Below are 14,561 nucleotides of genomic sequence, written 5' to 3' on the forward strand. Positions count from 1 at the left end.
TTGATTTGCCTATATAAAAGGCCGGGCGGTACCTGAGAAATAAAGGTACCGCCCGGTTTGTTTTATGATACTATACTTTCTTATAGAATCAGTTCATAATCTACAATTCCTAACCACTTCCCAAATTTACGGCCTACTTCCCGAAAATAGGACACCTTTTCAAACCCTAACTTTTCGTGAAGGGCATAGCTGGCTTCGTTACCTTCTGTGATGCAGGCAATCAGGGCATGCAGTCCGCAGCGGCGGCATTCTTCTATTAAATGCAGCATCAGTTCTTTTCCGATACCTTTTCCGGTATGTGAAGGAGCCAGGTAGATGGTGGTTTCTGCGCTCTGGTTGTAAGCGGCCTTTTCTTTCCATCCGTGCACGTAGCAATAGCCGGCAATCTGTCCTTCCGTTTCATATACGAAGTACGGGTATTTCTCACTGATGTGCTGGATACGTGTCCACATTTCCTCTTCGCTCACCGGTTCCAGTTCAAAGGTGATGGTAGTGTGGGTGATATAATGATTATAGATGGCAGTGATGGCCGATGTATCTTCTTTGCGTACCTTCCGAATCATATTAAAGTATTAAGCCAAGGGTGAGTAATAATCCAAAAATAAGCATGTTTCGGGAGGTCTCTCCCAAGATTCCGTTCAGGGCTTTTCCGCGGTAGATACGGGCCATGTGCTGTGTGGTCAGTATGTGTGGAATCAGGTACAGCTGGGGAAGCAGTACGGCATAGATTTTCCCGATTTCCAGGAAGTAGAAGCAGCACCAGCAGGCCGCCAGTCCCAGCAGAAAGTAAAGAATCAGTCCGGCTTTGGCACCCAGGCGCACCACAATGGTTTTCTTGCCGCTGACCGCATCCTGCTCACGGTCGCGGAAGTTGTTTATCATCAACAGGGTGTCGATGATGAGGCCGCAGGCCAGTGAAGCCATGGTGACAGACATGTTCCAGTCGTGTGCCATGACGTAGTAGGTACATCCCACGGGTACGAACCCGAAGAAGACAAGTACCAGCAAGTCACCCCATCCGTGATAAGCCAGCGGATACGGCCCGGCGGTGTAGAGGAAGGCAAAAATCATACAGGCAATGCCTACCGGAATCATTTCCAGCCCTCCGTAGTAAAGCAGACAAAGTCCGGTGATTCCTGCCAGCAGAGTGGTACAGGCAATTCCAGCTTTCATGGCCTTGGGGCTGATCCATCCTTGCGCACAGGCACGTTCCGGTCCCAGCCGGTCTTCGCGGTCGCTGCCTTTCAGAAAATCAAACAAGTCGTTGATGAAGTTGGCGTCAATTTGCATCAGAAACGCAAACAAAAAGCACAGCAGGGCAGGTACTAATTGAAAGTGGCCGTAGATAAAGGCCAGCGCACAGCCCAGCATGACGGGAATGGAGGCTCCGGTCAGTGTCTTGGGGCGGGCAGCCAACAGCCAGGCTTTTATGGAATTGGTTTGGACGTTTGTCATTGTAGGTTGATTTTTAGTTTTTCGTCTGGCAAAGTTAGACATTTTTTTACGACCTTTGTCACGACTGGATAGTTATATGTATTTCAAAAATGATGAAACGACTGAACTTGCTGGCAGGTTGCTTGATATTGATTTTTTTCCTGCTTTCTTCTTGTGCTACGGCTTCTCTTTCCAAATACAAAGGCGTGGGCCGCGTAAAACGCTATGATTTCTACAGTGCCCAGTTGCCCGATTCTTTCGATGGCTTCCGTGTAGCTTTTGCTTCCGATTTTCATTATGAGAGTCGGTTTACTGCCCGTCGTTTGCCGGGCATGTGCCAGGCACTTCGTTCGCTGGATGCGGATGTGTTGCTTCTGGGTGGTGATTATCGGGGACGCAATGGAGGAGATGTGACGCAACTCTTTCAGGCGCTGAAGACGGTGGAGACGCCCTGCGGAACGTATGCCGTGATGGGAAATCACGAACGCGGGCAGGCAGACTCGCTGGCTCGGAAGGCGATGCAGGAAACGGGGGTACATTTACTGGAGCACGAAGTGGATACCTTGTGGAGAGGAAAGGAGTACATTTTGCTCTGTGGCATCCGCAATCCTTTTGACTTGAAGCAGAACGGGGTGTCGCCTACCTTGGCGTTGCGGGAAGAAGATTTTGTATTGATGCTGGTGCATACACCCGATTATGTGGAGGATGTGAGTGTGGCGCACACCGATTTGGCACTGGCCGGACATACGCACGGAGGACAAGTCAGTTTGTTCCGCCGATGGACACCGGCGCATTTTTCCAAATACGGCAACCGTTTCCTGACAGGGTTGAAGTATAACAGTGCGGGTATTCCGGTTATTATTACCAATGGACTGGGCACCTCCCGCAAGGATGTGCGCTTGTTTACACCGAGCGAGGTGGTGCTGGTGGTATTGCACAAAAAGAAATGATTACCGGTACAATCCTTTTTCCTGAATAATTCTGAATACTTCCGGATGCAGGAAATAGCGCAGGTCTTTTCCTTCCCGGATGCCTTTGCGGATAAAGGTCGAACTGATTTCGATGAGGGGAGTTTGTACGACTCTGACATGAGGAGGCAGACTGGTTGTATCCTCCAAGGGATAACCTTGGCGCGGATAGACCAGAATGTGATGGCGGCGGATGATTTCTTCGGGCGACCGCCAGCGGTCGAAAGCCTGCCAGTTGTCGGCACCAATAATCAGGTGAAACTCCCGGTCAGGATAACACTCGGCCAGTTTATCAAGGGTATGGATAGTGTATGAGGGACGTGGAAGCTGGAACTCGAAGTCGGATGCGCGGAAACGGGGGTATCCTGCCACGGCAGCTTCTACCATTTCCAGCCGCAGATGGTCGTCGAGCAACGTCTCGTTCTGTTTAAACGGGTTCTGAGGAGTGACTAAAAACCATACCTCCTCCAGTCCCCCATATTCACACAGGTAGTTGGCAAGTGCCAGGTGGCCTGTATGGATAGGGTTGAAGGAGCCTCCGAAAAGTCCGGTTTTTATTTGAGGCTTTTCTTCCATTGTCTGTAGTTGAGTATCTGCCAGGCAGCTACCAGCAGCATGGCTACGGCAATGATGTATTCTTCTTTTGCTACGGCCACCACCCCTACGGCAATGGCTGCCAGCCCGATGACGATACAAAGTATGGTCATCATGAACATGATTTTCTTTGGGTCTTTAGGCATATCAGCAAATTTATTGTTGAATAAAATCGCGAATGGTCTTCAAGGCTTCTGCTTGAGCCTTTTCCAGATTGTCATTGACAATCACTACATCGAATTTTTCGGCATAGCTCAGTTCGAAGGTCGCTTTTGCCAGACGGCTTTCGATAACTTCGGGCGCGTCGGTACCACGACCGGTCAGTCGCTTGCGGAGCTCTTCGAGTGAAGGCGGCTGGATAAATACAGACAGTGCGCGGTCGCCGTAGAATTTCTTGATATTGCATCCGCCTACTACGTCGACATCGAAAATTACATTCTGTCCGGCTGCCAGCTGTTTTTCTACCTGTGCTTTCAGTGTGCCATAGAAACGGTCCTTGTATACTTCTTCGTATTCCAGAAACTCATCGTTGGCGATACGCTGCTTGAATTCCTCTGGTGTCAGGAAGAAGTATTCCACTCCGTTCTGCTCTGTGCCACGGGGCGCGCGGCTGGTGGCAGAGATGGAGAAGGCCAGATTCAGGTTCTGTGTCAGCAAGTAATTGATAATGGTGGATTTACCAGAGCCGGAAGGGGCTGAAAAAATAATAAGTTTGCCTGCCATATTCTTTTTTACATTACGTTCAACACTTGTTCCTTAATCTGTTCCAGTTCGTCTTTCATCTGCACCACGATGTTCTGCATTTCGGCATGGTTCGACTTGCTGCCGGTGGTATTGATTTCACGTCCCATTTCCTGAGCAATGAATCCCAGCTTCTTGCCTTGTCCGTGTCCGCCAGCCATGGTTTCGCGGAAGTATTTCAGGTGGTTGGCCAGACGCTGCTTCTCTTCGTTGATGTCCAGCTTTTCGATGTAATAAATCAATTCCTGCTCCAGACGGTTCTTGTCATAGTCGATGCTCAGCGTTTTTTCCAGTGCATCGGTAATGCGCTCCCGTATCTTGGCCACACGTTCCTTCTCGTAAGGCTCGATGGATTTCATCAACCGTTCGATGTTGTCGATTTTTTCTGTAAACTTCTTTTCGAGAGCTGCACCTTCCTGCTTGCGGAAGTCAACCAAATGTTGCAGAGCGGTTTCGATGGTTTGTTTGGCTGCAGCCCATTCTTCGTCCGACAGTTCCTGCACGTCTACGCGGGTCAGCACGTCGGGCATGCGCAACAAAGTGGCAAACCAGTCTTCCGGCAACGGAATATGGCAAGTTTCAGAAATGGTTTTTATCTGGTTGTAATAGTTTTCTACCAAGGCTGTATTGATGGGAGTAGCCGATTCGGCGGCGTCTTTTTCCACCCATATAGAGAAGTCCACTTTCCCGCGTTCCAGTGTCTGGGCAATCAGGTTGCGGATTTCCATTTCTTTTTCACGATACAATGGAGCGATGCGTGTGGATAAGTCCATTGCTTTGCTGTTCAACGATTTGATTTCCACGTTGATTTTTTTGTCTCCGAACACAGTGACTGCTTTTCCGTATCCGGTCATTGACTGTATCATAACTCCTTCTGTTTTTTTGATAATTTGGATACAAAGGTAGGAAAAATCTAAATAAAGAATAAGCAGCTGTTAAAAAAACATGCGAAATACCTTTGACTCAGGCGGATGAAACGGATTTTCTGCAAGTCCCCTGACTTTAATTCGTAAGTGTATCCGGCCGGTTTATGTTTCCTGTGGCCAAACTGTATGTTTCTCAGGGCGAAAACGTACGTTTCCCGTAGCAGAAACGTACGTTTTGCATACGGAGAACGTAGAAAGTGATGTTTCTTTTTCTGGTGTGAGTAGTAGCGTTTTCACTTTGAGGAAGTCGCGGCAGAGATTCTGGATTTTTCAAGTTGGCTGGTTTTGTCACTTTCTGTCCTTTTTTTCATGAGATAGTGAGAAGAAAAGTGTATATTTGCAGACTCTAATAATTGTATCGAGTTTAATTATGTCATGCATTTTACATATTGAAACATCTACGGAAGTTTGTTCTGTGGCTGTAAGCCAGGATGGAGCTTCCATTTTCTCAAAAGAAGATTTTAACGGCCCTTCGCATGCCACTGTATTGGGGGTATTTGTGGATGAAGCCTTGTCGTTCATTGATAACCATGCCATTCCGTTGGATGCGGTGGCAGTGAGTTGTGGTCCTGGCTCGTACACGGGGCTGCGTATCGGTGTGTCGATGGCGAAAGGTATCTGTTATGGACGGAACATTCCGTTGATAGGATTGCCCACACTGGAGGTGATGTGTGTGCCGGTACTGCTTGCGCACGACCTGCCGGAAGATGCTTTGCTTTGCCCGATGATTGATGCTCGTCGTATGGAAGTATATGCGGCCGTGTATGACCGTGCTTTGAAGGTACAGCGTGCCATCGGAGCAGATATTATTGACGAAAATTCGTATGCCGAATATTTGGAGAAACATCCGGTGTATTTCTTTGGTAACGGAGCAGCCAAGTGCAAGGAAAAACTTTCGCATCCCAACGCACACTTCATTGAGAATATTCATCCGGTAGCCAAATGGATGTTCCCGCTGGCCGAGAAAGCCATGGCAGTGGAAGATTTCAAGGATGTGGCCTATTTCGAGCCGTTCTATCTGAAGGAATTCGTGGCTTCCACTCCGAAGAAACTGCTGTAAGGGCGTATGGCCGGAGAGGGTGAGGCGTAAAAAGATTTGATTTGTAGAATAACAGAATTTTATATGGAATATAATACCCAGCAACGAAAATTGCCACTTCCGGAGTATGGACGAAGTGTGCAGAACATGGTAGACCATGCATTGACCATCGAAGACCGTGAAGAGCGTCAGCGGTGTGCCAATACGATTGTAAACATAATGGGAGGCATGTTCCCGCAATTGCGCGACATGGAGGATTTCCGTCATAAGCTGTGGGATCATCTGGCCATTATGTCCGACTTCAAACTGGATATTGACTATCCGGTGGAAATTGTGAAGAAGGAAAGTTTGGAAGTGAAACCGGACAGAATTCCCTATTCTCCGAATGTTATTCGTTTCCGTCATTACGGACGGTTCATTCAGGACTTGATTAAGATTGCAGTAGACTATCCGGAAGGTGACGAGAAAAAACAGCTGATAAAATATATCGCCAATCACATGAAGAAGGATTACATCAACTTCAACAAGGACGGGGTGGAAGATCAGAAAATCCTGGAGGATTTGTGCGAGTTGTCGGAAGGACGTATCAAGCTGACTACGGATGACTTGAAGCTGGTGGAACAGCGTTCGTTCGGTCCCCGTCGTCGTCAGATGAACAACAATCAGCAGAAAAAGAAATATTAATCAAAATCGGATACTATGGCTTCATTTGTAATCGAAGGAGGACACAAGCTACAGGGTGAGATTGTGCCTCAGGGTGCCAAGAACGAAGTATTGCAAGTGCTCTGTGCCACATTGCTGACAGATGAGGAAGTGACAATTGAAAACATTCCGAACATTCTGGATGTGAACAACCTGATACAGTTGCTTCGTGACATGGGGGTAAAAGTGTCGAAAATAGGAAGTGACGCTTATTCTTTTCAGGCAGATGAATTGAATCTGGCTTATCTGGAAAGTGATGACTTTTTGAGCCGTTGTTCTAAATTGCGTGGCTCGGTGATGCTGGTAGGTCCCTTGGTAGCCCGATTTGGAAAAGCGATGATTTCGAAGCCGGGTGGTGATAAAATCGGACGTCGTCGTCTGGATACGCATTTCCTGGGTATTCAGAAACTGGGTGCCTCGTTCGAATATGATGCCGTGAAAGGTCGTTTTTGTATCAATGCAGAGAAATTGAAAGGAGCTTACATGCTGCTGGATGAGGCTTCTGTGACGGGTACGGCTAATATTGTCATGGCAGCCGTACTGGCCGAAGGAGTGACGACGATTTACAATGCAGCCTGTGAGCCTTATTTGCAGCAGTTGTGCCGGATGCTGAACCGCATGGGAGCCAAGATTTCGGGTATCGCATCGAACTTGCTCACCATTGAAGGGGTGTCTAGCTTGAAAGGCTGTTCACACCGGGTGCTTCCAGATATGATTGAGGTTGGTAGCTTTATCGGAATGGCTGCTATGACAGGAAGTGAGATTACCATCAAGGACGTGTCTTATGAGAACCTGGGAATCATTCCCGACAGTTTCCGTCGTCTGGGTATCCGTCTGGAACAGCGGGGGGACGATATATTCGTACCCGCGCAAGAGCATTATCAGATAGAGTCGTTTATTGACGGCTCCATTATGACCATTGCCGATGCACCGTGGCCGGGACTGACTCCTGACTTGTTGAGTGTGATGCTGGTAGTGGCTACGCAGGCCAAGGGAAGTGTACTGATTCATCAGAAGATGTTTGAAAGCCGCTTGTTTTTTGTGGACAAGTTGATTGATATGGGTGCCCAGATTATCTTGTGCGACCCTCATCGTGCGGTAGTAATCGGTCATGACCGCAATTTCTGTCTGCGAGGCGGCAACATGACTTCGCCGGATATTCGTGCAGGTATTGCCTTGCTGATTGCGGCACTGGGGGCGGAAGGCATCAGCAGTATTCATAATATTGAGCAGATTGACCGAGGATACCAGCATATTGAACAGCGACTGACTGCGCTCGGTGCACGTATCACGCGTATTGAATAAGTATGATTAGAAAAGAAGAAGTATTTAAAATAGGAATCATCAACAAGCCTCATGGGGTGAAGGGTGAGGTGTCGTTCACGTTTACCGACGATATTTTTGACCGGGTAGACTGCGACTACCTGATTCTGTTGCTCGACGGGATTCTGGTTCCGTTCTTTATTGAGGAATATCGCTTCCGCTCTGACAACGTGGCGCTGGTGAAATTCGAAGGGATAGACACCGCTGAAAAGGCACGTAACTTTACCAATGTGGAAGTGTATTTCCCGGTGAAGTATATGGAAGAACAGGATGAAATCACTTCCTGGAATTTCTTTGTCGGATTCAAGGTGCACGACGTGCATCATGGCGACTTGGGGGAAGTGGTGGATGTGGATGATGCGACGATGAACGTGCTGTTTGTCATTGAGAAGGAGGGAGACGAATTGCTGCTTCCGGCTCACGAGGAATTTATACTGGATATTGACAAGGCACAGAAAGTATTGACGGTGGATATTCCTGAAGGATTGTTGGATTAAAAACCAGATTGGGTATGAAAAAGAAAGGTCGTAAAGCATTCTGGCGGAACATTAAGTTTAAATATAAGCTGACCGTCATTAATGAAAACACGCTGGAAGAGGTGGTGGGCATTCATGTGTCTAAACTGAATGGTTTTTCTGTGTTGCTTGCTGCCTGTACGGTAATCTTTCTTTTGGCTGCCATCATTATTGTGTTTACTCCTTTACGGAACTACCTGCCGGGGTATATGAACAGTGAGATTCGTTCGCAGGTGGTAACCAATGCACTGAAGGCTGACTCGTTAGTCGAGGCGCTGGAACGCCAGAACCGCTATATCATGAACATTCAGGATATTTTCAGCGGAAAGGTGAATGTGGATACGGTGCAGTCGATTGATTCACTGACTACCCTCCGTACGGAAGAACTGATGAACCGTTCGAAGGAGGAAGATGATTTTCGCCGCAAATACGAAGAACGTGAGCGGGCGGAGGCTCTTTCCGGAGCGGAAGAACATGAGTTGCCCGGGTTGTTGTTTTATCGTCCGACGCGAGGAATAGTGGTCAAGGATTTTTCGCCTTCGCATCAGCATTATGGGGTAGACATGGCCGCTTCTGTTGACGAAAGTATTGTGGCTGCATTGGATGGAACGGTGATGCTGGTGGTACAGACTGTTGACAGCGGGACACTTATCCAGATTCAGCATGAGCAGAATTTTATATCTATTTATAAACACTGTGGCTCTTCGAGAAAGAAAATCGGCGACCAGGTGAAAGGAGGGGAAGTGATTGCATTGGCCGGAACATTGGATGAGGGTAAGCATGCTTCACATGTACATTTCGAACTGTGGCATGAAGGCACTCCGATTGACCCGGCGAAATATGTTGTATTTTAAGCTTATGAAGAAACAGATTGCCATATTAGGTTCTACCGGATCAATCGGTACTCAGGCTCTTCAAGTGATAGAAGAGCATCCTGATTTGTATGAGGTATATGCTCTTACGGCGAATAATAAAGTGGATTTGCTGGTTGAGCAGGCTCGCAGGTTCCAACCGGAAGTGGTGGTTATCGCCAATGAGGATAAGTATGGAATTTTGAAGGAAGCGCTGGCTGATTTGCCTGTTAAGGTGTATGCCGGGGCCGAAGCGTTGTGTCAGGTGGTAGAGGCACAGCCTATCGACATGGTGTTGACCGCGATGGTGGGCTATGCAGGCTTGAAGCCGACCATTAATGCCATAAAAGCTCGAAAAGCTATTGCACTGGCTAATAAGGAAACACTGGTGGTGGCAGGTGAACTGATTACTGCACTGGCCAGCCAGTATCAGACACCGATTTTACCGGTGGATTCTGAACACTCGGCTATTTTCCAGTGCCTGGAAATGAACAATCCTGTGCATAAGGTGATTCTGACGGCATCGGGAGGTCCTTTCCGTACCTTCACCATGGAACAGCTTCAAACGGTGACCAAAGAACAGGCTTTGAAGCATCCTAATTGGTCGATGGGAGCAAAGATTACCATCGATTCTGCTTCCATGATGAACAAAGGGTTTGAGGTGATGGAAGCCAAATGGCTGTTTGGAGTTACTCCGCAACAGATTGAAGTGGTGGTGCATCCGCAGTCGGTCATCCACTCTATGGTGGAATTTGAAGACGGAGCTGTAAAGGCTCAGTTGGGTGTACCCGATATGCGTCTGCCTATTCAGTATGCTTTTTCTTATCCGAAACGTGAATCGCTTTCGGGCGAGCGGCTGGATTTTGCCAAGTATAATACCTTGACGTTCGAAAAACCGGATACGACACGCTTCCGTAACCTGGCGCTGGCCTATGAAGCCTTGCATCAGGGAGGAAATATGCCTTGTATTGTCAATGCGGCGAATGAGGTCGTGGTGGCTGCCTTCTTGAAAGACCAGATTTCTTTTCTGGGCATGAGTGAGGTGATTGAAAAGTCTATGGCGAGGGTACCTTTTATAAAGACGCCTACCTACGGAGATTATGTGTCGACCGATGCGGAAACTCGTCGTATTGCGGCAGAACTGGTGATTAATGGAATGAAATAAACAAAGTCTAATTATAAAAAAAAGTAAGAAGTTAAGTAGAAATGGAAACATTTTTGATTCGTGCCCTTCAGTTGATTCTCAGCTTGTCGCTGCTGGTCATCATTCACGAAGGAGGACATTTTTTCTTCGCCCGTCTGTTTAAGATTCGCGTAGAGAAGTGTTATATATTTTTTGACCCTTGGTTTTCGCTGTTCAAGTATAAACCCAAGAACAGTGATACGGAATACGGAGTGGGTTGGTTACCGTTGGGAGGATACTGCAAGATTTCGGGAATGATTGATGAGTCAATGGATACCGAGCAGATGAAACAGCCGGCTCAGCCGTGGGAATTCCGTTCCAAACCGGCCTGGCAGCGTCTGCTGGTAATGATTGGTGGTGTATTGATGAATTTCCTGCTGGCCTTGTTCATCTATTCCATGATTCTTTTTACATGGGGCGACCGCTATACGGCCTTGAGCGACATGACGATGGGTATGAAATTTAATGAGCATGCGCAGGAAATTGGTTTCCGCGACGGCGATATTCTGAAGAGTGCCGACGGCAAGGAACTGACCCGCTTCAATATGGATATGATTCGTAGCATCGTAGAAGCTCGTGAGGTGACTGTATTGCGTCAGGGGGAAGAGAAAAAAATCTTGTTGCCCGAGTTGAGTCTGCTGGATGTAGCTAAGGAAGACCCTATGTTTGTGGATGTGTTCTATCCGAATGTGGTCGATTCTGTACTTCCGGATGGTGGATTCGCGAAAGTCGGCATTCAGAAAGGAGACTCTTTGGTTGCATTCAATGGTAAGGAGATGACCTCATGGAATGAATTTCTGGATAACATGGCCGAGTTGAAGGCTAAGGCTGAGTTGGAAAATAAAACTTCAGCGGAATTTACTTTGGTTTATTCACGTGCGGGAGTGCGTGACACTGTAGCCGTGCAGACTGATGATAAATTCAAGGTAGCCGTGATAGGTGGACTGGTGGATTATCAGCAACGTACGTTGAGCTATGGCTTCTTTGAGTCTTTCCCGGCAGGAGTAGCGCTGGGTGTCAATACGTTGAAAGGTTATGTCAATGACATGAAGTATGTGTTTACCAAGGAAGGGGCCAAGAGCGTGGGTGGATTTGCCACTATTGGGAGTATTTTCCCGAAAGTGTGGGATTGGCAGCGTTTCTGGGAGATGACCGCATTCTTGTCTATCATTCTGGCCTTCATGAATATCTTGCCTATACCGGCACTCGACGGAGGACATGTGTTGTTCTTGCTTTATGAGATTGTTGCCCGTCGGAAACCGAGTGACAAGTTCCTGGAATATGCGCAGATGGTAGGTATGTTCCTGTTGTTTGGGCTACTGATTTGGGCAAACTTCAATGATGTGCTGAGGTTCTTGTTCTGATGAATTTATAGAGAGGATAGTATAAATGGACACAAGGAGATGCGAAGCTGAGTTGTCGGCTTTGACTCCTTGTGTCTTTTTTGTTTAATCGATAAATAAAAAGGAAATATGATGAAAAAAATCCTATTGGCTGTAGTGCTGTATGGCTGTTTCGGACTGATGACCGTTTCTGCCCAGCAGGCAGAGGGACGTCTGCCAGGCTACTTACAGGCCGAGAAGTTTACCAAGAGTAAGTTGGACAAAATGTTGTTTTCTACTACTGTGGACCCGCACTGGTTTCAACAGGGAAACAATTTCTGGTTTGAGTATAAAACCAGTGAAGGAAAGTTCTGGTATGTGGTGAATCCGTCAGCTAAGCGTAAAGAATTGTTGTTCGACCGTGAGCGGATGGCTTCACAACTTACTGAAATTGTGCAGGATCCTTTTGAAGCGCGCCAGTTACCTATTGTCGACTTGAAGGCTGGAGAAGATGGACGCACCTTTACGTTTAAAGTCATTTCAAAGGCTGATTCCACGTTTTATTTCTCGTATGACTATCCGTCTCGTAAGCTGACGCATTTGAAAGATAAAAAGAAAGAACCGGACAAGCCAGGTTGGGCTTCTGTCTCACCTGATGGGCAGCGGGTGATTTATGCCAAGGACTGTGACTTGTACTATATGAGCATCGCCGATTACCAGAAGGCACGCAAGGATGAGAAAGACAGTACGATTGTAGAAGTGCGTCTGACTACGGATGGAACCCCGGATTTCGGGTATGGCATTCCGTATAGTACCCTGAATACAGATACACTGTGCAATGGAAAACGTCGGGAAGTATGGGGATACTGGTCGCCTGATTCCAAATATTTTGCTACGGTTATTACTGATCAGCGTAATGTGAAACCTTTATGGGTGATTAACTCCATTGCAGAGCCGCGTCCTACTCTGGAAACTTATAAATATGAGATGCCGGGAGAGACAGGTATGCCGGAATATCATCTGTATCTGTTCGATGTGCAGGCAGGTACACGGAAAGAAATCAAGACAGCGGCGTGGAAAAATCAGTCGATTGACTTGGAAGGTAAACCCTTTGAACAGAAACAGCGCGATATGGATCTGATTCCGAGAATCTGGCAAGGGGATAATAACTGTTTCTTCCTGACACGCAGCAGCCGTGACTTGCATCGTATTGATGTGTGTACTTATACATTGGGAGCTGATTCTATTGTACCTATAGTAAAGGAAAGAATGAATACCTACCAGGAAACACGTCCTATTCATGTGTTGAAGGGAGGAAAAGAGTTTATCCAATGGAGCGAACGTGACGGATGGGCACACCTTTATTTATATGATGATAAAGGAAACCTGAAGAACCGTATCACAGAAGGTCCCTGGCATGTGGAGCGTGTGGTAAAAGTAGATGAAGCTACACGGACAGTCTATTTTGTGGCCAATGGCCGGGAGGCAGGTGAAAATCCATATTACGAACATTTTTATAAAGTAAATGTGGATGGAAGCGGTCTGAAACAGCTTACACATGGTGAATTTTTCCATGATGTAGAGTTGGATGACGATGCCCGTTTCTTTGTCGATAACTATTCACGTGCCAATACCGTTCCTTGTGCTGATCTGCTGGACAATAACGGGAAAAAGGTGATGACCATACAGGAAAGTGATTTTTCTTCTCTGAAAGCTGCCGGTTACAAATTCCCGGAACCTTTTAAGGTGAAAGCAGCCGATGGGGTGACTGATTTGTATGGGGTGATGTACAAACCTTTCGATTTTGATTCTACCAAGGTATACCCCATCATTGATTATGTATATCCGGGACCTCAGGTAGAGGCTGTAGACTATCCGTTCCGACGCATGAGTGTCCGGACAGACCGTCTGGCACAAGCCGGATTTATCGTGATTACGGTAGGGCAGCGAGGCGGGCATCCCAGTCGCTCCAAATGGTACCATAATTACGGATATGGAAATATGCGGGATTACCCGTTGGCCGACCATAAGGCAGCAGTAGAGCAACTGGCTGACCGTTATTCTTTTATCGATATTACGCGCGTGGGAATCCACGGGCATTCAGGAGGCGGTTTTATGTCGACAGCAGCAATCTGCCAGTATCCTGATTTCTACAAGGCTGCAGTTTCTTGTGCAGGTAATCATGATAACCGTATCTACAACCGCTGGTGGAGCGAAACGCATCACGGGGTAAAAGAAGAAATTTCAGAAAAGGGAGACACTACTTTTGCCTATAAGATTGCTACCAATCCAGAGATTGTAAAGCAGTTGAAAGGACATTTGATGTTGGTACATGGAGATATAGACAATAATGTACATCCGGGAAATACCATTCGCGTGGTTAATGCACTGATTCGCGCCAACAAGCGTTTTGATATGCTGATACTGCCGGGACAACGTCATGGTTTCGGCGATATGGATGAGTATTTCTATTGGAGAATGGTTGATTTCTTCTCAGAACATTTGAAAGGAAAGAAAGAATCTTCGGTAAATATTCCTCAGCGATAAGATAACTTGTTGCATGTTGATTCACGGCGGGATGGCGTAGTCTGTTCCGCCGTTATTGTATCTAGGCGGTTACAAACGATTCATAAGTTCACGTATGGGCATAAAAAAAGCGAGAGTTCGCTGAACCTCCGCTGCCTTCCTAAAGAACCCCCATTTAAGGGTTCTTTTCATCTACATAATTTTTGTGTTTTCTGTTATCCTTACTTTCGTCTTTCTTTTTACCTGAAGATATTCCTAATACCTTCTCAAACCTAATTCCTGAAAACTTTTACCTTTAAAATCTAATACCTTAACTTAAATCTAATCTAAATACCTTAATCCTAATACCTTAAATAGTCTAGCTAATACCTTGAAATAAATAATTACTTTTTTACCTTATGTATTCTAATACCTAAATGTTTTTCTCTTTTTACCTA

The 14,561-nt window shown here is 46.7% G+C and carries 15 protein-coding genes; 9 read left to right on the top strand and 6 right to left on the bottom strand.

Annotated features, from left to right (window positions below):
• Nucleotides 1-80: 80 nt before the first annotated feature.
• Both ACMJ0U_RS10310 and menA read right to left on the bottom strand, forming a co-directional pair.
• A complete protein-coding gene (locus tag ACMJ0U_RS10310) occupies nucleotides 81-563 on the bottom strand; it encodes a GNAT family N-acetyltransferase (RefSeq protein WP_417129846.1) in 483 nt (160 codons plus the stop codon).
• Nucleotide 564: 1 nt separating this feature from the next.
• On the bottom strand, nucleotides 565-1,455 hold the full coding sequence (gene menA / locus ACMJ0U_RS10315) for a 1,4-dihydroxy-2-naphthoate octaprenyltransferase (RefSeq protein WP_417129847.1): 891 nt from the start codon (nucleotides 1,453-1,455) through the stop codon (nucleotides 565-567).
• 92 nt (nucleotides 1,456-1,547) lie between these two features.
• Between menA and ACMJ0U_RS10320 the strand changes: the two genes are divergently transcribed.
• Nucleotides 1,548-2,384, top strand: coding sequence for a metallophosphoesterase (locus ACMJ0U_RS10320; RefSeq protein WP_417129848.1), 837 nt, complete (start codon nucleotides 1,548-1,550; stop codon nucleotides 2,382-2,384).
• On the opposite strand, the gene nadD is transcribed toward ACMJ0U_RS10320, so the two are convergent.
• Genes nadD through ACMJ0U_RS10340 form a run of 4 tightly spaced genes read right to left on the bottom strand, consistent with a single transcriptional unit; the run spans nucleotide 2,385 to nucleotide 4,603 of the window.
• Nucleotides 2,385-2,978, bottom strand: coding sequence for a nicotinate (nicotinamide) nucleotide adenylyltransferase (gene nadD / locus ACMJ0U_RS10325; protein ID WP_304228102.1), 594 nt, complete (start codon nucleotides 2,976-2,978; stop codon nucleotides 2,385-2,387). It lies immediately after the preceding gene.
• Complete coding sequence (locus ACMJ0U_RS10330; protein WP_040313381.1) at nucleotides 2,957-3,142, bottom strand: hypothetical protein; 186 nt, start codon at nucleotides 3,140-3,142, stop codon at nucleotides 2,957-2,959. Before ACMJ0U_RS10330 ends, nadD begins: the two co-directional genes overlap by 22 nt.
• Nucleotides 3,143-3,152: 10 nt before the next feature.
• Nucleotides 3,153-3,719: a guanylate kinase gene (gmk, locus tag ACMJ0U_RS10335; RefSeq protein ID WP_022054628.1), complete on the bottom strand. Its 567-nt coding sequence runs from the start codon at nucleotides 3,717-3,719 to the stop codon at nucleotides 3,153-3,155.
• An 8-nt stretch (nucleotides 3,720-3,727) separates the two neighbouring features.
• Entirely contained in the window at nucleotides 3,728-4,603 is an 876-nt protein-coding gene (locus ACMJ0U_RS10340) for a YicC/YloC family endoribonuclease (protein ID WP_007564443.1), read from the bottom strand.
• 430 nt (nucleotides 4,604-5,033) lie between these two features.
• Here ACMJ0U_RS10340 and tsaB point away from each other — a divergent pair, with 430 nt between their 5' ends.
• From tsaB to ACMJ0U_RS10380, 8 genes are all read left to right on the top strand, one after another.
• Nucleotides 5,034-5,723: a tRNA (adenosine(37)-N6)-threonylcarbamoyltransferase complex dimerization subunit type 1 TsaB gene (gene tsaB, locus ACMJ0U_RS10345; RefSeq protein WP_022054629.1), complete on the top strand. Its 690-nt coding sequence runs from the start codon at nucleotides 5,034-5,036 to the stop codon at nucleotides 5,721-5,723.
• Nucleotides 5,724-5,786: 63 nt separating this feature from the next.
• Nucleotides 5,787-6,386, top strand: a complete 600-nt coding sequence (locus tag ACMJ0U_RS10350) for a DUF4290 domain-containing protein (protein WP_417129849.1) — start codon at nucleotides 5,787-5,789, stop codon at nucleotides 6,384-6,386.
• Nucleotides 6,387-6,401: 15 nt separating this feature from the next.
• A complete protein-coding gene (gene murA, locus ACMJ0U_RS10355) occupies nucleotides 6,402-7,709 on the top strand; it encodes a UDP-N-acetylglucosamine 1-carboxyvinyltransferase (protein ID WP_417129850.1) in 1,308 nt (435 codons plus the stop codon).
• Between the two features lie 2 nt (nucleotides 7,710-7,711).
• Nucleotides 7,712-8,224, top strand: a complete 513-nt coding sequence (gene rimM / locus ACMJ0U_RS10360) for a ribosome maturation factor RimM (protein WP_417129851.1) — start codon at nucleotides 7,712-7,714, stop codon at nucleotides 8,222-8,224.
• 14 nt (nucleotides 8,225-8,238) lie between these two features.
• Complete coding sequence (locus tag ACMJ0U_RS10365; RefSeq protein WP_417129852.1) at nucleotides 8,239-9,096, top strand: M23 family metallopeptidase; 858 nt, start codon at nucleotides 8,239-8,241, stop codon at nucleotides 9,094-9,096.
• Between the two features lie 4 nt (nucleotides 9,097-9,100).
• Entirely contained in the window at nucleotides 9,101-10,258 is a 1,158-nt protein-coding gene (locus tag ACMJ0U_RS10370; RefSeq protein WP_417129853.1) for a 1-deoxy-D-xylulose-5-phosphate reductoisomerase, read from the top strand.
• A gap of 41 nt (nucleotides 10,259-10,299) precedes the next feature.
• Nucleotides 10,300-11,640 (top strand): RIP metalloprotease RseP, encoded by a 1,341-nt coding sequence (gene rseP, locus ACMJ0U_RS10375; RefSeq protein ID WP_417129854.1) that lies wholly within the window; start codon nucleotides 10,300-10,302, stop codon nucleotides 11,638-11,640.
• Between the two features lie 111 nt (nucleotides 11,641-11,751).
• Complete coding sequence (locus ACMJ0U_RS10380; RefSeq protein ID WP_417129855.1) at nucleotides 11,752-14,145, top strand: DPP IV N-terminal domain-containing protein; 2,394 nt, start codon at nucleotides 11,752-11,754, stop codon at nucleotides 14,143-14,145.
• The last annotated feature ends 416 nt before the right edge of the window (nucleotides 14,146-14,561 follow it).

This window comes from Phocaeicola sp. (genome assembly GCF_048170425.1).
Lineage (GTDB): Bacteria > Bacteroidota > Bacteroidia > Bacteroidales > Bacteroidaceae > Phocaeicola.